This is a genomic window from Streptomyces sp. NBC_01255 (genome assembly GCF_036226445.1).
Lineage (GTDB): Bacteria > Actinomycetota > Actinomycetes > Streptomycetales > Streptomycetaceae > Streptomyces.
Genome location: NZ_CP108474.1, coordinates 58413 through 78596, shown reverse-complemented (window position 1 = coordinate 78596; position 20184 = coordinate 58413). Strand labels below are relative to the sequence as shown.

Here is a 20184-nt window from a genome sequence, read left to right as displayed (position 1 = left end):
ATCCGTGAGCGACCCACGAGGATCGTCCGCTGACGAGCCGTTCGCCGGGACGGGTGTTCCTCCGGCCACCTTCACCGAGCTGTTCGAGGCACGGGCCCAGGAGATGCCGCTGAATCCGGCCGTCGAGTGCGCCGGCACCCTGTGGACCTACCGGGAGCTGAACGCGGCGGCGAACAGGTTCGCGCACTGGCTGATCGGCCGCGGCATCGGCCCGGAGCAGACGGTGGCCGTGGCGATGGAGCGCTCGGCCGAGCAGATCGCAGCGCTGCTCGGCATCATGAAGGCCGGCGCAGCCTATCTGCCCTTCGACCTGGGCCATCCGGCCGAGCGCATCGCCTACATGGCAGCCGACGCCGCACCGACGGCCGTCCTCACCACACGAACCGCCGCCGCCCGGCTGCCCGCAGGGCTCGATGCAGACGTCCTGGCCGTCGACGCGCCGCAGACCGCGGCCGACCGGCGCGGCGCGCCGGAGACGAACCCCCTCGACTCCGACCGCCTCGCGCCGCTGAGCACGGCCAACACCGCCTACGTCATCTACACCTCGGGTTCCACAGGCCGGCCCAAGGCAGTGACGGTGACGCACCTCGGGCTCGCCGCACTGCGCGCCGAGGCCGTGCGGGTCGGAGAACTCGGCACAGCTACGGGCGCCCGAGTGCTGCAGTACGCGGCGCTCAGCTTCGACATGTCCGTGTGGGACCTGGTGACGGCTCTGACCACAGGGGCCCTGCTCGTCCTCCCGGCGCAGGAACAACTGGTGGGCGAGGAGCTGGCCGAGGTCCTGGCGGAGCGCGAGGTCACGCATGCGACGCTGCCGCCGAGCGTCCTGGCCACCCTGCCCACCGGCACCTCCGCCTCCCTGGACCACCTACGGGTCCTGGTCGTCGGAGGGGAGGCGAGCACCCCCGCCCTCGTGGCCGAATGGGGCACCAAACGACGACTGTTCAACGCCTACGGCCCCACCGAGGCCACCGTGTGGGCCACGTTCGCCGGACCGCTGCGCGACGGTAAGGTGCCGATCGGCACCGCGATGACGGACACCCGCACGTACCTGCTCGGCGAGGACCTCACACCGGTCGCCGACGGCCAGGCCGGCGACCTGTACCTCGCAGGCCCGGGACTGGCCCGCGGATACCTCGGGCGCCCCTCCCAGACCGCGACGCGGTTCCTGGCCGATCCGCTGGGCCCCGCGGGCGGGCGGATGTACCGCACCGGCGACGTGGCCCGAGTCGGCACCGACGGACAGCTGGAATACCTGGGCCGCAGCGACGGCCAGGTCAAGCTGCGCGGACAGCGGATCGAACTCGGCGAAGTGGAGGCGGTCCTCGCGACACACCCGAGGGTGCGCCAGGCCGCCGTCGTGGTCCACGACACCGACACCGGGGCAAAACACCTGGTCGGCTTCGTGGTGCCGGCGCCCGACACGCAGACCCACCGGGACGGGCCTGCCGGCCGGGCCGGGCAGCTCACCCTGGGGCCGGGACTCGGCGCGGCCGAGCTGCGCGCATTCCTGGCCCGGCGGCTGCCGGAAGCCATGATCCCCGGAACGATCATGGTCGTCGACGAGATGCCGCTGACGCCGAACGGCAAGGCCGACAGGGCCGCACTGCCCCGGCCGCAGTTCCGCGGGGCCGACTACCGCCCGCCCCGCTCCCCGGCCGAGGAGCACCTCGCCGACGCCTTCGCCGAGGTCCTCTGCCTCGCCCGCGTCGGCATCGACGACGACTTCCTGTCGCTGGGCGGAGACAGCATCCAGGCCATGCGCGTCGCCTCACAGGCACGGGCACGAGGACTGGAGGTCTCCTTCCGGCAGATCTTCGAGTCCCGCACGGTCGCCGCTCTCGCCGACGCGATCAGCGCGGCACAACCCGACCCTGCCACGGAACGTGCCGACGGGGGAGCGGGGCGACTGCCGCACCTCCCGGCCACCCACCTCCTGCACGAACTCGGGCCCCGCTCCGCGCGACACTGCCAGGCGATACTCCTGAACCTTCCCCAAGGCATGGACCGCACCGCACTGGCCACCACCCTGACCGCGCTGATCGACCACCACGACATGCTCCGCGTCCGCGTGACGCAATCCGACGCAGGCGGGCTCGTCGTGGCCCCGCCCGGCTCGGTGGCCGCGGACTCCCTGATCCGCCGGGTCGCCGCGGACACCCCCTGGCAAGCCGCCGCCGGCACCGACCGGGCCGAGGAGTGGAAGCGCCTGACGCAGAGCGAACTCGAGGCCGCCGCAGCCCGGCTGGACCCGGCAGCCGGCACCGTGGCGCAGTTCACCTGGTTCGACACCGGCACCCGCCAAGCGGGGCGGCTGCTGATCGTCCTGCACCACCTCCTGGTGGACGCCCACTCCTGGCGCATCCTCCTCGCCGACCTCACCACCGCCGGACAACAGCTCCGCACCGGCCGCACCATCGAACTGCCCCCGGTCACCACACCCTTGCCGCTCGCCGCCCGCGCCCTGACCTTGGAGGCACACCGGCCCGCACGCGCGGCCGAGCTGGACACGTGGCTCGCCGCCGTCGACGGGCCCGACCCGGCCGTCGGCACACGCCACCCCCACCCGGCCCACGACACCCACCCCGCACCGGTCGGCGCCCGCATCCTGCTCCCCGCCCCCCTCACCGACACCCTCCTGACCACTCTCCCGTCCGCCTTCCGCTGCGGAGTCGAGGACGGCCTGCTGACGGCGCTCGCGATGACCCTGGCGAAACGCCGAGCGGCATCCGGCGCCGACACGCCGTCAGCCCTGATCCGCCTGGACGAGTACGGCCGGCCGGCAGCCGACGCCACCGGGGCCGATCTGTCCCGGACCGTCGGCCGGCTCACCGCCACCACCCCGGTACGCCTGGACATGACCGGAGTCGACCTGGAAGAGGCGTTCGCCGGCGGACCCGCCGCGGGCACCGCCGTCAAGGCCGTGAAGGAGCAGCTGCGCGCCCTGCCCGACCAGGGCATCGGCTACGGCCTCCTGCGCCACCTCAACCCCAGGACCGCAGCCGTCCTCAAGCGGTCCCCGGGCGGCCGGATCTCCTTCGCCCACCTGGGCCGATTCCCGGCCCCCGCCGCGGACCTGCCCGGTGCGCACTTCACTCCGGCCGAAGGATGGACCGTGCCCACGGCACCGGACGCCGCCGCGGACGCCGACCTCGCCGTCCGGACCGCCGTGGTCGACACCCCCCAAGGCCCGCGCCTCGAAGCCGTGTTCACCGGCTCCCCAACCGCCCTCACCACCGCCGACGTGCAGGAACTGGCAGATCTGTGGGCCCTGGCGCTCGACGCGATCTCCCGGCACACCGCCCGGACCGGCGCAGGCGGCCTGACACCGTCGGACGTACTCCTGCCCGGCATCACCCAGCAGGAACTCGACGACTGGCAGCAGCACTATCCGGGCCTGTCCGACGTCTGGCCCGTCGCACCGCTTCCGCAGGGACTGCTCGTGCACTCGCTGATGGAACACGAGACATCCGCCGAGGTCGACACCTACCAGGTCCAGTACACCCTGCACCTGTCCGGGCCCATCGACCCCACACGCCTGCGCACCGCCGCACAGGCCCTCGTCGACCGCCACCCCGGCCTGCGGGCCGCCTACGCCCCGGGACCCGACGGCACCCTCGTCCAGTTCGTCGTGGACGGCGTCGAGCTGCCCTGGCAGTACCTCGACCTGAGCAGCCTCGCCGAAGCCATGCGCGACAGCGCATACCGGCAGTTCCTGTCCAGTGACCTGACGATCCACTTCGACCTCGCCCTGCCACCGGCACTGCGCATGTCGCTGCTGACCCTGGCCGAGGACGCTCACGTACTGATCCTGACGGCCCACCACGCCACCCTGGACGGCTGGTGCCTGCCCCTGCTCACACAGGACCTGCTGCGGCTCTACGCCGACCGCAGCGCCGCAGCGCTGCCACCTGCCCCCAGCTACCGCGAGTACCTCGCCTGGCTGGACCGGCAGGACACACAGGAAGCCGCCCGCGCATGGGCGGGCGAGCTGGCCGGCCTGACCAAACCGACGCTGCTCGCGGCCGGCACCCCTCCCGCCGGCCCGGCGCAAGGCACCGACCGCATCGACGTCCCCCTGCCGGCCGCCGCCGCCCTGGCACTGCCGGACCGGGCCGCCGACATCGGGGTCACCCTCAACACCCTGGTACAGGGGGCCTGGGCCGTCGTCCTCAGCCATCTGACCGGCCACCGCGACGTCGTGTTCGGAGCCGCGGTCGCAGGGCGGCCCGCGGAGCTCGTCGACGCCGACCGCATGGTCGGAACCTTCATCAACACCGTGCCGGTACGCATACGATGCGACCCGCAGCAGACCGCCGCACAGCTGCTGGAACAGCTGCAGCAACGCCAGGGAACCCTCCTGGTCCGCCCTCCCTGCGGACTCGGCGAGATCCAGAGCGCCGCCGGACTGCCGACACTGTTCGACACCGTCATCGGCTTCGAGTCCTTCCCCCTGGACAGACAGGCCGCGGCCGAGGCGGCCGAGGCGGCGGGCTTCGCCGTCACCAGCATCGGCCTGCACTCCCTCAGCCACTTCCCCGTGACCGTGTTCGCCCACCCCGACGGTGACCGGCTACAGCTGAACATCCAGTACCAGCGCCAGCTCCTCGACCAGGACTACGCACAGGAAGTCGCCGCACTGTACGGGCGGGTTCTCCAACGGATCGCCGCAGACATACGGGCCCCGCTGGGCGACCTCGTCGTCCAGGAGCCCGCAGGAGAACTGACAGCCGACGAGGACACCGGGCCCAGTGCCCACAGCCGAGCGCTGGACCCCCACCTCGGCGAACGGGTCCGCACGTACGCGCAGAAATTCCGGACCCACCCGGCGGCGCTCTTCCACGCGGGCTGGGCCCTGACGGTGTCGATGCTCAGCGGACGCGCGGACGTGAGCTTCGGCAGCACCGCACTCGGCGAGAACCGGCCCGTCCGAGTCGACCTGACCGCGATGAGCGCGCGCGACCTGGTGCACACCATGGACCGGCACCTGCGCGGATCCGGCCACCCCGCACACCCCCCGCGGCCCCGCACGATCCTCGACTTCCCAGGCCCGCACGCGAACGGGAATGCCGCGGACGACGAACGCGCCGAACCCGTGGAAGTGGCGATCAGCGACCTCCACGGACGCTTCACCCTCGAAGGGCGAGCCGGCCTGCCCTACGACCCGCAGTCCGTCATCGACTACCTCGAGACCTCGGTGGCGCGACTCGCCGACGCCCTCGACTCCGACCGGGCCGCCCAGCGCCCCACCCTCGAACTGCCCGTCCTGGACGACGAGATACGCCGCCAGGTCCTGGCCGAGCGCAACGACGAGCCGGCAGCACAACCGCCGGACCGGTGCATCCACGCATGGTTCGAGGACGTGGCCGCCGCCACCCCGGACGCGGTCGCCGTCACCGCCGGGAACCACAGCCTGTCGTACCGGGAACTCAACGCACGCGCCAACCGCCTGGCCCGTCACCTGCGGAACCTGGGCGTCGGGCCGGAGACCCTGGTCGCGCTGCGCCTGGAGCGCACCGAGCATCTGGTCATCGCCGTCCTCGCCGTACTCAAGGCCGGCGGCGCGTATGTGCCGATCGACCCCGCATCCCCCGCCGAACGGGTGGCCCTCGTGCTGCGCGACAGCGCACCGCACCTCCTGCTGACCGACACCCCGGCCGACCCGGACCCCGCAATACCGCCGGTCCCGGTCCTCGACGTGCGCGCGGACGCCGACCGGTGGAGCGGCCTCCCGGCCGAGAACCTGCCGGACACCGGCGTCCGGCCCGCCCACGCGGCCTACGCCATCTACACATCGGGCTCCACGGGCACCCCGAAGGGCGTCACAGTCGAACACCGCAACGTCGTACGGCTGTTCACCACCACACGGGACCACTTCGCCTTCGACGAGCACGACGTGTGGGCACTGCTCCACTCGTTCGCCTTCGACTTCTCGGTGTGGGAAATGTGGGGCGCCCTGCTGCACGGCGGCACTCTGGTCGTCGTGCCGCAGGACATCGCCCGCAACCCACAGGATCTGTACCGGCTGCTGTGCTCCTCGCGTGTGACGGTGCTGAACCAGACGCCGACGGCCTTCCACCAGCTGACCGCCGCCCAGGGCGAGACCGGCGCGGCGCACGCCGTACGACTGGTGGTGTTCGGCGGCGAAGCACTCAACCCGACACTGCTCAAGCCCTGGATGCGGCGCCCGGCCAACCGGCGCACCCGGCTGGTGAACATGTACGGCATCACCGAGACCACGGTGCACACCACCTACCACCACCTGACCGGGGCCGACACGGACCGGGCCGTCAGCCCGATCGGCCGGCACCTGCCGGACCTGAGCACCTATGTACTCGACCGGTACCTGCGCCCCACACCGGCCGGCGTCACCGGCGAGCTGTACGTCGGCGGCGCGGGCGTGGCACGCGGCTACCTCAACCGCCCGGGACTGTCCGCCCAGCGCTTCCTTCCGGACCCGTTCGGCGGCGAGCCGGGCGCACGGATGTACCGGTCCGGGGACCTGGCCCGGCGGCTGCCCGACGGAACCCTCGAGTACCTGGGACGCAACGACGACCAGGTGAAGGTCCGCGGGTTCCGGATCGAACCGGGGGAGATCGAGGCCCGGCTCACCGAACACCCCGCCGTCCAGGACGCGCGGGTCGTCACCCGCGACTACGGCGACGGGGACAAGCGACTGGTGGCCTACCTCGTCCCCGCCGCGGACCGCGCACCGGCGGTGCTCGAACTGCTCCGCCTGGAACGCACCGACGGCGACGCCCGCCCGCCGGTCCGCGAACTGCCCAACGGCATGACGGTGTTCCACCACAACAAGAGCGAGACGGACTTCGTCTACGACGAGATATTCACACGCGAGGAGTACCTGCGAGGCGGCATCACCATCGACGACGGCGACACGATCGTCGACGTGGGCGCCAACATCGGCCTGTTCACCCTGTTCGCGTCGAACCGCAACCCGAACGGCCGTCTCTACGCCTTCGAACCGCTCCCCCCACTGCACGACTCGCTGCGCCGCAACGTCGAGCTCCACGGCATCGACGCCAAGCTGTTCGACTGCGCACTGGGGGCGAAGGAGCAGGAGGAGACCTTCACCTTCTACCCCCACAACACCGTCAACTCCACCCGTGCCACCACCGCGCCCGAGGCACGCGACCTGGTACGCGCCTACCTGCGCAACAAGGCGCAGCCGGCCGACGGCGCGCGGCCCGGCGCCACCGAGGAGGACCTGATCGACGAGGTCGTCGAGTCCCGCCTCGAGAGCCGGACGTTCACCTGCCGCGTGCGCACCTTCTCGGAGATCATCGAACAGGAAGCCATCGACCGGATCGACCTGATGAAGATCGACGTGGAGGGCGCCGAACACGAGGTCCTCAAGGGCATCCGCCCGGAGCACTGGCCGAGGATCCGGCAGCTCGCCATCGAACTCCACGACGTCGACGGCAGGCTGGCACAGGTCGAGGCGCTCCTCACCGACCACGGCTTCGAGGTCGTGTGCGAACAGGACAGCGGCCTGCTGCACAACACGGTCCTCTACAACGTCTACGCCCGGCGCGACGACGGCCGCAGCGCGGACCCCGGCCCCCAAGCCACGCCGGCCACGGCCCCGCCACGGTGGTCCGGCCGGGCCGCCCTGCTCGACGACGTGCGCACCAGCCTGCGGGAGGTTCTGCCGGAGTACATGCTGCCGTCCGCCTACACCCTGCTCGAAGCGCTGCCGCTCAACCAGAACGGCAAACTGGACCGGGACGCGCTGTCCGAACCCGGCCGCCCCCGCCAGGACTCCACGCCGCCGCGCACCCGGGCGGAGAAGGAGCTGTGCGCCCTGATAGCGGATGTGCTGCACATCGACCAGGTGGGTGTCGGCGACAACTTCTTCGATCTGGGCGGCGACTCACTGCTGGCGTCCGGCCTCACCGGCCGGATCGGCAGAACACTGGGGGTCAGGGTGCTGATCAACGAGGTGTACGCAGCTCCCGACGTCGCGGCGCTGGCGCGCATCGTCGACAATGCTCCGAAGGCCCGCTCGCCGCGGCTGCGCCGGAGGGACACGGGTGACGGGTCCTGATTCGCCCGATTGTGCGCCCCGGGCCCGAGACGGCCCGGGGCGTTCCCCCGCGGTGAGAGCCTGCTGTTGGCAAGATGCAGGTGATCCACTGGCATGACATGAGAGTTGAGGACATGGCTTCCCAGCCGAAGGACCCGAATACGCTCATCGGCGACGACGACCGAGACCGGGCCACACAGTTACTGAAGGACGCGTACGCAAAGGGACAGCTCACGCACCAGCAGTTGGACCAGTGCCTCGAACAGGCGCTGAGCGCCACGACGCGAGGCCAGCTCGATGTGGCCGTGGCGGGGCTCCCGGCACAGAACCCGGACGACCGGACCACGATCACCGCGGTGAGCGGGCTGATCGTCCGGCGCGGCCGGTGGAGGGTGCCCGCGGACCTCACGGTCGCATCGGCACTCGCGACGGTGTACCTGGACCTGTCCCGGGCGGTCATCGAGCATCCGGTCGTCGACCTCGAGGTCCTGGCCGGCGTGGGACGCGTCCGGATCATCGTGCCGCGCGACTCGGTCGTCGACGTCGAGGACATGAACACCGGGATGAAGGGCTTGTCCTACAAGCCCCGGCGGTCCTCCGGTTCCGGCCGGCTGCGTATCCGGATCCACGGGACCGTGAGCATGCGGAAACTGACGATTCGTCACGCGCTTCTGCGCTGATCTGCTTCCTGGGTTCCCGAGCCGCAGAGTTGGAGCAAAACGTGCAGATCATCGGCCACGGCTTTCTCGCCCGGCATCTCTCGGAAGCTTTCACGGAGCGGTTTTCCGGGGTCACCGCGATCGCGGCCGGCGTCTCCAGTCATTCGGGCGTCCCGCCCGCGGAGTTCGCCCGGGAAGCCGAGCTGGTGCGCGAGGTGCTGCGCGAGTGCAGGGACCGGCACAGGACGGTGCTGTTCTTCTCCTCGGCCTCATTCGCGGTGTACGGGTCCACCGGCGCCCCGTGCTCCGAGGAGGACCACCTGGTGGCTCCGCCATCGGCGTACGGCCGGAGCAAGCTGGCGCTCGAGTCGGCGATCCGCGGGTCGGGAGTCCCGCATCTGATCCTGCGGCTGAGCCACACGGTGGGCCGGCACCAACGGTCTCACCAGCTGCTGCCCGGACTGACGCGGCAGGTACGGGCCGGCGCCGTGCGGGTGCAGCAGGGCGTCCACCGGGACCTGCTGGACGTCAACGACCTCGTCGATGCCATCGGGCGACTGCTCGGCCAGGGTGTGCGGGACGAGGTCCTCAATGTGGCATCCGGGGCGCCGCAGCATGTCGAGGCGATCCTGGACGGCATCGAGAAGCGGCTGGGCACGAGCGCGGTGCGGACGTACGTTCCCGGCGACGCGGCAGTCACCCGCGTGTCGATCCGCCGGCTCCAGTCCCATATTCCGGACTTCCGCCCGGGGCTGCGGAGCGCGCAGGGCTACCTGGACGACCTGCTGGACGCCTATCTGCCGTACTGCACCCAGGGGCCGGCCGAAGATCAGTGACTCCGCGGTTCCCGCGGCCCGGCCCTCGCCGTCCGGACGGGATCGCGCGAACGATGCGACGCAGAAGGGGCGGGTCTGGCGACCCGCCCCTTCTGCCTTGAACTCGCCGGCACCCGCATCCGGGGCAACGCCCGTCAGGATGTGGCGGTACGCCGGTATTTGCGCACGGCCAGGGTGCGGAAGACGACGATGATGATGACCGAGTAGATCAGCGACGCCTCAATCGGGTGCTGCATCGGCCATGCGTCCCTCGCTCCGGTACCCGGATTGCCGAACAGGATGCGGGCGGCCTGCACGGTGGCGCTGAACGGGTTCCATTCGGCCATGTACCGCAGTGGGGTGGACATCTGGGTGGGGTCCACGAAGGCGTTGGAGATGAACGACACCGGGAAGATCCACAGCATGGGAGCCGACGAGGCCGTCTCCGGGGAGCGTGAGATCAGTCCGGTCAGCGCGCCGACCCAGGTGAAGGCGTATCCCAGCAGGAACAGCAGCGCGAAGCCGGCCAGCATCTTGGGAATGCCCTCGTGGAAGCGCCAGCCGACTGCCGCTCCGACGCTGCCCAGTACCACCAGGACGAGAGCGATCGTCACCGCGTCGGACAGGGTGCGGCCGGTGAGCACCGCGCCGCGTGCCATCGGCAGCGAGCGGAACCGGTCGACAAGTCCCTTGCGCATGTCGTCGGCGATGCCCGCGGCGGTCGCGATGACCGAGAAGACGACGGTCTGGGCCATGATGCCGACCACGTTGAACTCGCGGAACGCCGCGCGGTCGGTGCTGCCGCCGATGCTCACCGAGCCCGCGAACACGAAGGTGAAGAGCACGATGAAGATGGTCGGCTGGATCAGCATGAATATGATCATGCCCGGAGCGCGCTTGACCCTGATCAGCCCGCTCTTGGCGACGATGAACGAGTCGCGCAGGGACTGGCCGATGGCGCCCCCGGTGGGCGGCCGGACGGCGGGGGGCGGTGACAGGACGGTCACTCGGTGGTCTCCTTCACTCGAGGGTCCTCGCTGTCCTGACCGGTCTCGGTAGCGTGACCGGTGAGGGAGAGGAACACGTCGTCCAGGGTCGGACGGCGCAGGGCGATGTCGTCGAAGGGAATGCCCAGCTCGTCCAGCCTGCGGATGATGCCGCCGAGCGAGCGGGAACCGTCCGAAACCGGCACGATCAGTTTGCGGGTGTGCTCCTCGATGGATACCTCGCCCCGACCCTCCGAGGCCATCACCAGGCCGGCGCCGGTGAGGTCCTCGCCCTCGGAAAGGACCATCTCGACCCGGTCCTTTCCGACGCGCGCCTTGAGCTCGTCACCCGTGCCGTAGGCGATCACGCCGCCGTGGTCGATGACGCAGATCGAATCGGCGAGTTGGTCGGCCTCTTCCAGGTACTGCGTGGTCAGCAGGAGTGTGGTGCCTTCGGCGACCATCGCGCGGATGACGTCCCACAGCACCCGCCGGCTGGTGGGGTCCAGGCCCGAGGTCGGCTCGTCGAGGACCAGCACCGCCGGCTTCATGAGCATGGCCGCCGCGAGGTCGAGACGGCGCCGCATGCCGCCGGAGTAGGTCTTGGCCGTTCGGCCGGAGGCGTCGGTGAGGTCGAAAAGCGTCAACAGTTCCTCGGCGCGGGCTATCGCGTCGCGCTTCCTCAACTGGTAGAGCTGGCCGATCAGTTGCAGATTCTCGCGCCCTGTGAGGAACTCGTCAACCGCGGCGAACTGCCCCGCCATGCCGAGCGAGCGGCGCACCGTGTCCGGGTCTTTGACGACATCCGCTCCGAGGACGGTCGCATAGCCGGCGTCGGGCATCAGCAGGGTGGTCAGCATCCGCACGATGGTGCTTTTGCCCGCGCCGTTGGGGCCGAGCAGGCCGAGCACGGTTCCCTGGGCGACGCTCAGGTCGACACCGTCCACCGCCCGTACGTCGCCGAAGTGTTTCACCAGGCCCTCGGCATGGATGGCTTCTGGCATAGAGCGCTCCTGTGGTCAAAGGGTCGCGGACATGTGTGGGCATTCGGCAGCACAGGCCGGACAGGGGTACCTGCGGCCGAACCCTGTCCTCGGACTGTGGCACGCGATATAACGCGTGTCAACCATCGAGATATGTCTTGATTGGCCGAAACTCTCCGGGCATCCGGCGGCCGGCGCGCGTGCCGGAGGGCGGTGCGTGAGAGTCGATCTCCGGTTCGCCGTCGCCGTCGCCGTCGCCGTCGCCGTTGCGGTCGCTCAGCGAGGACGGCGCCTGGCGAGGCGGCGAACGAGCAGGGGGGCGACGGCTCCGGCCAGGAGGGCGGCGAGCGGAACGGCGGCCTTCACCCAGGGGGCCCGGAAGGGCCTGTAGGTGGCGGTGCCGTCCTTGATCTCGATGTGGCCGCGGGGACGGGCGCCGGCTCCGCCCCCCTCCTTCGCCGGCGCCGGCTCCGACGGCTGCGGCCTCGGGGCCCGTGCCCCCGGCGAAGCCGATCCGGCAACCGGAATGACGGTGACCCCGCCGCTGGTGACGGGTTCGCCGAAGACGGCCGACGCCTGCGGGACGGGCCGGTCCGGTGTGTCTGAGCCGGTCATCGGATACCTCCGGGTGCGACGGGTATGGCGGCATCGCGGAGGCGGGGGTGCCCGGCGCGGGCCGCGGATGGATCGGCTGCGCAGCAGGGGGCCGGGCGCAGGGAGGTGGCGGCAGTCGACTGATGGACCGTCAGATCGCTTGTGGCCCGGTCGCGTCGCGCGCAGGCAGGCCGTATGGCCCGCTCAGGCGAGGGAGCCTCGCGCCGGGCGCCGCGAGACGAAGGCGGACAGGTCCCGCAGAATGCTCCAGACCACGTCCTGCACCTGGTCTTCGATGTAGAAATGGCCGCCCTCGAAGACCTGGACGGTGAATTCCGCCGTCGTGTGCTCCGCCCATTGGAGGAAGCCGTCGCGCGGCACATGCGGATCGTGGTCGCCCACGTAGCCGCTGATGGGGCACTCGACCGAGCCGCCCTCCGGGGCGCGGTACGTCTCCAGCGCCGTGAAGTCGCCACGCAAGGCGGGGACAAGAGTGGCCAGGAGCTCCTTGTCCGCCAGCACGGCCGGCGGCGTGCCCGCGATCTCCGACATCCATGCCGCGAGCTTCTCGTCGTCCAGCAGGTGGACGCCCTGGTCCCGCTCGACCGACGGTGCCGTGTTGCCCGAGACGATGAGCCCGACCGGACCGGGTCCCGGTCCCCGCTCCAGCCGTCGTGCGACCTCGTAGGCCACGACGGACCCCATGCTGTGCCCGAACAGCGCCAATGGGCGGTCCGTCCAGGGCGCCAGAGCCGCGACAACCCCGTCCGCCAGCTCTCCCAGATCCTTCAGAGCGGGCTCGTCCAGACGGTCCTGCCTTCCGGGGTACTGCACGATCAGCACCTCGGCTCCCTGGGAAAGGGCGGCTGACAGGGCGAAGTACGCCGATGCGGAACCCCCGGCGTGCGGGAAGCAGACGAGGGTGGGGGTATCGCCCCTCGGGGTGTGGTACTGGCGTATCCAACCGCCGCGGGCGGCGGCGCCTCGGCTGCGCGTGTTCGTCACTCCATGCTCCTTCTCCGGTCGGTGGATTCGGGCCGGTGCGCAGTTCTCATCGTCACCCGATCGAGCCGCTCTTGATCTTCAGGCGCCACAGGGCCGTCTCCAGCGCGCCGATCAGGGGAATGAGCTGATCGTCCAGCAGCCTGCGGACGGTGACAGGTCCGGCACCCGGCATACGGGACCGGCCCCGAGGCCGCGTGCGTTCCTTCGCGACGTGGGCAGTCGGCCGGCTGGTGCCTGCTCGTGAAGCAGCTTACGCAGGATCGGCTCGGAGCGGATCACCCATGTGCCGCATGCGATCGGCGGCCCTCCGGACGCGATTTTCACGCGCCATGGGGTGGATGAGAAGTGCTCACCGGCCCGCGACATCGTTCCTTTACGGCATCAGTTCCCTGATCTGTACCGGTCGGACATGAGGCGTTGCCCTTCGGGCGCCACCAGCGGATCCGGCATCCGGACGTCATCGAGCGGACCTTCGGCGAGACCCGACACGTCGAGCTTTTGCACCACTGCGAGGACGCGGCCTTGTCCTGTCGACTGGACAGTCACAGGAAGAGCCCGGTACATGGGGAAGGGCGGCAGCGAGACCGCACGGGAGATACCGAGGCTCCCCGAGACGGGCGTCCGCCGGCCCTGGGAATTCAGCGGAACTGGACGGTCCGGTGGCCCGGCAGCAGAAAGGCGCCGCCCGCCTGCGAGGAGGCGCGTGCCGAAGTCGCATCTGCCGCGAGGATCAGGCGCCAATCCGGTGAGCGAGCTTACAGGGGGGACTGCCGGCTCGCCTGCTGCCCCGCCCGCGCGCCGGCCGGCACTCCTGTCGCCGGACCGGTGCGGATCGCCGGGATGCGCCGGGCGGTCGAGGAGGCATTCCGGGCCGCGAAGAACGAGTGCGGCCGAAGGGCGGCGGAGACGGTTCCGGCGCCCTGGCACCGCTCACCGTGGCGGAAATTCGATGGCTCCCGGCAACCGGCCGTGCCGCGCCGACGCACCTGCTGCCCGTCGCGCCCGTGGCCACGAAATCCGGCCAGCTGACGCAATGTCAGCTAGTCACCGAGATCGGCGTCTCCGCCCTGGCCAGGGCGGTCCAGGGTGGTACCGGTCGTGCGGGTGGGGCTCCTGTTGCGCCCGTCCGGGCCAGTCGATCATGCCGGGGCGCCCCGCCTGGCGAAGTCAGACGGGCCCTTGCCCGGTACACAACCCATGGGCTCTACTTGTCCAGGTCATAAAGGGGTCGCTCCAGGCTGGAATGCATTCGAGTCGCTGGTTCCAGCGCGGCTTGGGATTCACCTGACTCGCACGTGCCTGTAAACGTTCGGTAGGGGGAAGAAAATGGCTATATCACGATCCGATCCACGAACCTCGTTACGTCGCCAGAGTGATGTCGAGGCAGTCGTGGGGCAGCAGCGGGGGCCTGTTGACAGTCCGCATCGCAGCCAGGTGCTGACGACGAATGTCGGCCTTCAGATCCCCGCCGGACTGACCTTCGAGAACTGGGAGAACACCGGAAGAAGGCTTTCTGGAATCATAAATTCCTCTTCCTGGTGGCTCGGTGACTGGCTCATATACGGCAAGGACCACTACAGCGATCGCTACGAGCGGGGAATTCGTACTGTCGGTCTCCGGTATCAGACGCTGCGTAACTATGCTTGGGTGGCCCGGCGTTTCGCCATAGACCGGCGACGGGCCTCGCTCAGCTTTCAGCACCATGCCGAGGTGGCCTCGCTGTCGATAGCGGAGCAGGAGCACTGGCTCGACCAGTGCGAGGCGCACGAGTGGAGCACCAAGCAGCTGCGCAAGGCCGTGCGTCTTGCGCAGGAGAACGAGATCGCGGGCGAGGGCCAGGACGCCGAACCGACCGAGCGGCTCGCCGTTCCGGTCGGCCACATGCGGCGGTGGCACAGTGCCGCATCGCACGCGGGGATCGATCTCGAGGAGTGGGTGCTCGTCACGCTCGACAGCGCGGCCGAAGAGATCTTGGCGGGGTAGACGCCGGTGCGGCTTCACGTTCCGGGATCGAGTGGATCGTCTCCATCCGCACAGGAACGGACGCCGCACCGGAGCCGGCACGGGGCCGGTGGTCGTCGTGGACATCTACGCGGGTAGGCCGCCGAGGGGGCCTGCGACCGCCGCCCCGGCCTTCCCGGCCCGCGTTCTCACGTGGTCTGCCGGCGCTTGAGCGGTTCCCACCAGTCCCGGTTGTCGCGGTACCAGGCGAAGGTCTCGGCCAGCCCGGAGGTGAAGTCGCGGCGCGGGCTGTAGCCCAGCTCGGTCCGGATCCTGGTGCAGTCGATCGAGTAGCGCCTGTCGTGGCCCTTGCGGTCCGGAACATGGAGCACCCGTGCCCAGTCCGCGCCGCAGGCCGCGAGCAGCAGGCCGGTCAGTTCACGGTTGCTCAGTTCGATGCCGCCGCTGATGTTGTAGACACGGCCCGGAGCGCCGCCGGTGCGGACCAGCTCGACAGCCGCGCAGTGATCGTCGACGTGCAGCCAGTCGCGCCGGTTCAGTCCGTCGCCGTAGAGCGGGACGTCGCCACCGTCGAGCAGGCTCGTGAGGAACAGCGGGATGATCTTCTCGGGGAACTGCCGCGGCCCGTAGTTGTTGCTGCACCGGGTGACCCGCACGTCCAGGCCGTGGGTGCGGTGGTACGACAGGGCCAGAAGATCCGAGGCCGCCTTGGAAGCGGCGTAGGGCGAATTGGGGTCGAGGGGGTCCTGCTCGGTGCGCGAGCCGCTCTCCACCGAGCCGTAGACCTCGTCCGTGGACACGTGCACGAAGCGGTCGACGTCGTGTCGCAGCGCGGCGTCCAGCAGGGTCTGGGTGCCCGTGACATTGGTTCGGACGAAGGCGTCGGCGGAGGCGATCGAGCGGTCCACGTGGGACTCGGCGGCGAAGTGCACCACTTGGTCGGCCTGTTCCATCAGCTTGTCGACGAGGCGGGCATCGCAGATGTCGCCCCGGACGAACGTCAGCCGGGGATCGCCGAGATCGAGGTTGTCCAGGCTGCCGGCGTAGGTCAGGCTGTCCAGCACCGTGACCCGGGACACGCCGGAGCCCTGCGTCGCGTCGGCCGCGAGCAGCATCCGCACATAAGCGGAGCCAATGAATCCGGCAGCGCCGGTGACCAGCAGATTCACAGCTCCTCCGAAGGAAGCGGGGGCAGCATGCCCGCACGGGCGAGGCGGGCCCGCTCCATGACGTATTCGCCGTAGGGCGAGTTGCCCATGCTCGCCCCCAGGGCTTGGCAGTCGTCCGGGTCGATGTACCCCATGTGCATGGCGATCTCCTCGATGCAGCCCAGCCGGGTGCCCTGCCGACGCTGTGTGTCCCTCACGAATGTGCCTGCTTCGAGCAGGGACTCATGGGTGCCGGTGTCCAGCCAGGTCACGCCCCGGCCCAGCCACACCAGCTCGGCGGTGCCCATCGTCAGATAGACGCGCAGCAGGTCCGTGATTTCCAGCTCGCCCCGGGCCGACGGCTCCAGGTCTCTGGCGATGTCCGTGACCTGGGCGTCGAAGAAGTAGATCCCCGGGATGGCGAGGTTCGAGCGCGGCCGGCGAGGCTTCTCCTCGATGGAGACGAGTTCGCCCCGCGAATCGATCTCGGCGACACCGAACCGCTCCGGGTCGGCCACCTCATGGCCGAACAGCACGCAGCCACCCATCTTGAGCGCGGTGCGCCGCAGCAGAGTGGGCAGGTTGGCGCCGTGGAAGAGATTGTCCCCGAGGATCAGCGCGCACTGTTCGCCGCGAATATGGTCCTCGCCCACGAGGAAGGCGTCGGCGATGCCGCGCGGCTTGTCCTGCGTGGCGTAGTCGATGGACAGCCCCAGACGCCGGCCGTCGCCCAGAAGCGCTTGGAATGCGGGGAGGTCGGTCGGACGCGTGATGATGAGGATGTCCCGGATGCCCGCCAGCATGAGCACGGAGAGCGGATAGTAGATCATCGGCTTGTCGTAGATCGGGGCGAGCTGTTTGGAAGCCGTGAACGTGAGGGGCTGCAGACGAGTGCCGTTGCCGCCCGCGAGAATGATGCCTTTCATTCGCTCCGCGCCCCCCGTGATCGGTTTCCCGCATCTTCGGGGGACCGTCCAAAGCCGGTCTAATGCGCGTCTTGGAAGGGCTGACCCGATGAGGAGTGCGATGGGCACCGGGAGTCGGGCGGGGCCTGCGCAGGGGACTTCGGGTGTGCCACCCGGATCCGGGACACCAAGAGAGGGCCAAGATCGGCCCAAGGTGGCCGGGTGAGGGTCTCCGGTGTCCAGGTGGGTGCGGAGTTCATGAAGGGGCTGATCGGCTTGAGAATCCTGTTCACCTGTATTCCTTGGCGGTCCCACTTCCAGGCCCTTGTGCCGCTGGCCTGGGCGCTGCAGTCGGCGGGGCACGAGGTCCGCGTCGTGAGCGGCCCGGAGCTGACGGACGCCGTCACCGCCTCGGGCCTGCCGGCGGTACCCGTCGGCTCCGACGAGCCGGTCGTGGAGAAACTCGATGCGCTGCTGGTTCCGGAAGTGATGGCGAAGGTCCAGGAACTCGCGGAACGGGGCGACCTCCTGACCGACCTGTCGGAGAACCGCGAGGAGGAGCTCACCTGGGAGCGCCTGCGGTGGGGATACCAGATGACGCAGCGGACCCAGGCGGCCATGAACGACGCGATGGTCGAGGAACTGGTGGAGTACTGCCGCTGGTGGCAGCCGGACCTGGTGCTCTGGGACTGGCTGAGCCACGCGGGCGCGATCGCCGCCACGGCGGTCGGAGTGCCGCACGGCCGCATGCTGACCGAACTCGACGTGGTGGGCCGGATGCGCCGGCATTTCCTGCGGGTACGGGAGGAGCAGGCGCCCGAGGACCGCGAGGACCCGTTGGCGGACTGGCTGGGGGAGTGGGCGCAGAAGTTCGGCGTCGAGTTCTCCGAGGAGATGGTGACCGGGCAGTTCGCGATCGAGCAGATGGTCGGTTCGATGCGGCTGGAGTCCCCGTCCCCGCACCTTCCCCTGCGCTACGTCCCCTACAACGGGCCGTCGGTCGTGCCGCACTGGGCCCGACGCGAACCGGCCAAGCCGCGGGTCCTGGCCACCTTCGGACTCAGTCTGGAGCAGGCGGCGAGGCATCAAGCCATTTCCATGGAGCAGCTGCAGGGAATGCTGGACTCGCTGGCCGATCTGGACATCGAGCTGGTGGTGACGCTGCCCGAGAAGTTCCAGCGGGAGCTGGAACGGGTTCCCGCCAACACCAGGCTGGTGGAGTTCGTTCCCCTGCACGCCGTCGTCCCGTCGTGCTCGGCCGTCATCCACCACGGCGGCGTACCCGGGTTCCTGGAGGCGATCGCCCAGGGGGTGCCGCAGCTGGTGATCGGCAGCGCCATTCCCGATATCGGGGAGCGCGGCCCGCGGCTGGAGCAGTCCGGGGCCGGCCTGTGGATCCGGGGAGATGCCCCGGAGGACCTGGACGGGCTGCGGGTGAGGGAGCAGCTGCTGCGGCTGCTGGACGAGCCGTCGTTCCGGGAAGCCGCCGGGCGGCTCGGCGAGGAGCTGGCCGCACAGCCGTCACCCGCCGAGCTCGTCGGGGAACTGGAGCGGATCGTGGACCGCTCCGGACCGCGCTGAGAGGTCTCCCGTAGCTGAGAGGTGTCCCCACCGCCGGTACCGAGGCGGCAGCCGCGCAGGAGCTTTCGGCCGAGGGGTTCGGCCTGGCCCTTCGCGTGGCGGTGCGGCAATGCCGGGCCGGTGCCGGGGTGGTCGCCGGTCGGGCGCTGCGGGGCGCCCCTTGGCCGGCAAGGCCGTCCGGGGCCGGTCAGCGGCCGTTGTCCATCAGGATCGAACGCTGGATGTCCTTCAGCGCCGGGCCGGGTTCCACGCCCAGCTGTTCCCGCAGGGTCCGGCAGGCCTGACGGTAGGCGAGCAGGGCGTCGCCCCGGCAGTCGCTTCGATGAAGCGCCAGCATGAGCTGCCGGTGGAACACCTCCCGCAGGGGGTGCTCGGTGCTGAGGAGGTAGAGGTCACTGACGAGCTCGCGGTGGTGCCCGAGGGCCATGTGCGCCTCCATCTGGCCCTCCCGGCACTCCAGCTGGATCTCGTCGAACCAGGCTTGGAACCCCTGCAGGATCGGGCCGCGTGCCGCAGTGGGCAATGGCCCCCGACACAGCGCGAGCGCCTCCTCGAAACTGCGGACCGCATCCTCGTGCTCACCGTTCCTGAGCTGGACCCGGCCTTCCTTCACCAGGCGGTTGAGGTCGTGGAGGTCGAGTTCGCCCGGACCCAGCGTCAGCATGTATCCGGAGGGATTGGTGACGACGGGGCTTGCCGCCGCCCCGGGGCGGCGGAGAAGTTTGCGGACCTGGGAGACATACACGTACAGGCCCCCGATGGCGCTGCGCGGCGGTTCGTCGCCCCAGATTTCGGTGATGAGCTGGTCGACGCTGACGACCTGACCGGAGCGGATGGCGAGAGTCGCCAGCAGAATCTCGACTTTCTGGGCCCCTATAGCCTTGATGGCATTTCCGTCAGCGACACGGACCGGCCCTAGGATCTCAAGCCGCATGCTGTGAACTCCTATTTCTTGGAGCGGTGAAAGGAGTATAAAGATAGGTGGAAGGCGGTGCGGCGGAATGAACTGTGGATGTGCCTGAACATACCTCACATCCCCGGTCGGTGAGTCAATGGAAACCCGTCTCCGGTGTCCTGTTGGCGGGACACCTTCGCCGTCCAGCGGCCAGTCCGGCCATGGTTGACACGATATTAGGTCGACGTGGTTACCTAATGCGTGTTCCATTGGCTCGCAAACGGGCGCCCGGCAGAACCGGCGTGAGGGAATGCCGACCACTCAGGAGATCAATTGCGTGTGAGCGGGTGAGAGCCGGCGTTTCTTTGCCGAACCGGTTGCGGAGGAGGCCGGAGTTGTGCCTCCACCTTCCGCGGGTCATCTCCGGCCCGCCGGCCGGTGAACGGCACCAGGCCGGCATCGTGTGCCGCGCGCCTGCCGCCGCCTACGGAGTCCTGAACCAGCCGCCGCCTGATCACCCGGGCCTGCCCGGCAACCAGACGCCCAGGACGTCGTACCGCGGACGACGCCCGGCGAGGCCCGCGGACAGACCGACGAACGAACCGCA

12 protein-coding genes are annotated in these 20184 nt (G+C 70.0%); 5 read left to right on the top strand and 7 right to left on the bottom strand.

Annotation, left to right across the window (positions count from 1 at the left end; genetic code table 11):
• The first annotated feature begins 4 nt into the window (after nucleotides 1-4).
• From OG357_RS00205 to OG357_RS00195, 3 genes are all read left to right on the top strand, one after another.
• On the top strand, nucleotides 5-8065 hold the full coding sequence (locus OG357_RS00205; RefSeq protein ID WP_329619117.1) for a non-ribosomal peptide synthetase: 8061 nt from the start codon (nucleotides 5-7) through the stop codon (nucleotides 8063-8065).
• A gap of 74 nt (nucleotides 8066-8139) precedes the next feature.
• On the top strand, nucleotides 8140-8724 hold the full coding sequence (locus tag OG357_RS00200) for a DUF1707 SHOCT-like domain-containing protein (RefSeq protein WP_329619116.1): 585 nt from the start codon (nucleotides 8140-8142) through the stop codon (nucleotides 8722-8724).
• A gap of 41 nt (nucleotides 8725-8765) precedes the next feature.
• Nucleotides 8766-9539, top strand: a complete 774-nt coding sequence (locus OG357_RS00195; RefSeq protein ID WP_329619115.1) for an NAD-dependent epimerase/dehydratase family protein — start codon at nucleotides 8766-8768, stop codon at nucleotides 9537-9539.
• Nucleotides 9540-9673: 134 nt separating this feature from the next.
• On the opposite strand, the gene OG357_RS00190 is transcribed toward OG357_RS00195, so the two are convergent.
• From OG357_RS00190 to OG357_RS00175, 4 genes are all read right to left on the bottom strand, one after another.
• Nucleotides 9674-10525, bottom strand: coding sequence for an ABC transporter permease (locus OG357_RS00190; protein ID WP_329619114.1), 852 nt, complete (start codon nucleotides 10523-10525; stop codon nucleotides 9674-9676).
• Nucleotides 10522-11508 carry an ATP-binding cassette domain-containing protein gene (locus OG357_RS00185; protein WP_329619113.1) on the bottom strand — a complete coding sequence of 329 codons (987 nt, stop codon included), beginning with the start codon at nucleotides 11506-11508 and terminating at the stop codon, nucleotides 10522-10524. Before OG357_RS00185 ends, OG357_RS00190 begins: the two co-directional genes overlap by 4 nt.
• A 255-nt stretch (nucleotides 11509-11763) precedes the next feature.
• Complete coding sequence (locus OG357_RS00180) at nucleotides 11764-12102, bottom strand: sporulation protein (RefSeq protein WP_329619112.1); 339 nt, start codon at nucleotides 12100-12102, stop codon at nucleotides 11764-11766.
• Between the two features lie 183 nt (nucleotides 12103-12285).
• Nucleotides 12286-13086: a thioesterase II family protein gene (locus OG357_RS00175; RefSeq protein WP_329619111.1), complete on the bottom strand. Its 801-nt coding sequence runs from the start codon at nucleotides 13084-13086 to the stop codon at nucleotides 12286-12288.
• Between the two features lie 1434 nt (nucleotides 13087-14520).
• Between OG357_RS00175 and OG357_RS00170 the strand changes: the two genes are divergently transcribed.
• A complete protein-coding gene (locus tag OG357_RS00170; RefSeq protein ID WP_329619110.1) occupies nucleotides 14521-15069 on the top strand; it encodes an LmbU family transcriptional regulator in 549 nt (182 codons plus the stop codon).
• Nucleotides 15070-15236: 167 nt separating this feature from the next.
• Here OG357_RS00170 and rfbB read toward each other — a convergent pair whose 3' ends face one another.
• A complete protein-coding gene (rfbB, locus tag OG357_RS00165; protein ID WP_329619109.1) occupies nucleotides 15237-16217 on the bottom strand; it encodes a dTDP-glucose 4,6-dehydratase in 981 nt (326 codons plus the stop codon).
• On the bottom strand, nucleotides 16214-17122 hold the full coding sequence (gene rfbA, locus OG357_RS00160) for a glucose-1-phosphate thymidylyltransferase RfbA (RefSeq protein ID WP_329619108.1): 909 nt from the start codon (nucleotides 17120-17122) through the stop codon (nucleotides 16214-16216). Before rfbA ends, rfbB begins: the two co-directional genes overlap by 4 nt.
• A gap of 201 nt (nucleotides 17123-17323) precedes the next feature.
• Here rfbA and OG357_RS00155 point away from each other — a divergent pair, with 201 nt between their 5' ends.
• Nucleotides 17324-18682: an activator-dependent family glycosyltransferase gene (locus OG357_RS00155; protein WP_329619107.1), complete on the top strand. Its 1359-nt coding sequence runs from the start codon at nucleotides 17324-17326 to the stop codon at nucleotides 18680-18682.
• A 187-nt stretch (nucleotides 18683-18869) separates the two neighbouring features.
• Here OG357_RS00155 and OG357_RS00150 read toward each other — a convergent pair whose 3' ends face one another.
• Nucleotides 18870-19616 (bottom strand): AfsR/SARP family transcriptional regulator, encoded by a 747-nt coding sequence (locus OG357_RS00150; protein WP_329619106.1) that lies wholly within the window; start codon nucleotides 19614-19616, stop codon nucleotides 18870-18872.
• Between the last annotated feature and the right edge of the window lie 568 nt (nucleotides 19617-20184).

Excerpts from the sequence above, each read along its gene's own strand:
- OG357_RS00180 (WP_329619112.1), bottom strand. The coding sequence starts at position 12,102 with ATGACCGGCTCAGACACACCGGACCGGCCCGTCCCGCAGGCGTCGGCC.
- rfbA (WP_329619108.1), bottom strand. The coding sequence starts at position 17,122 with ATGAAAGGCATCATTCTCGCGGGCGGCAACGGCACTCGTCTGCAGCCC.
- OG357_RS00185 (WP_329619113.1), bottom strand. The coding sequence starts at position 11,508 with ATGCCAGAAGCCATCCATGCCGAGGGCCTGGTGAAACACTTCGGCGAC.
- OG357_RS00200 (WP_329619116.1), top strand. The coding sequence starts at position 8,140 with ATGCAGGTGATCCACTGGCATGACATGAGAGTTGAGGACATGGCTTCC.
- OG357_RS00150 (WP_329619106.1), bottom strand. The coding sequence starts at position 19,616 with ATGCGGCTTGAGATCCTAGGGCCGGTCCGTGTCGCTGACGGAAATGCC.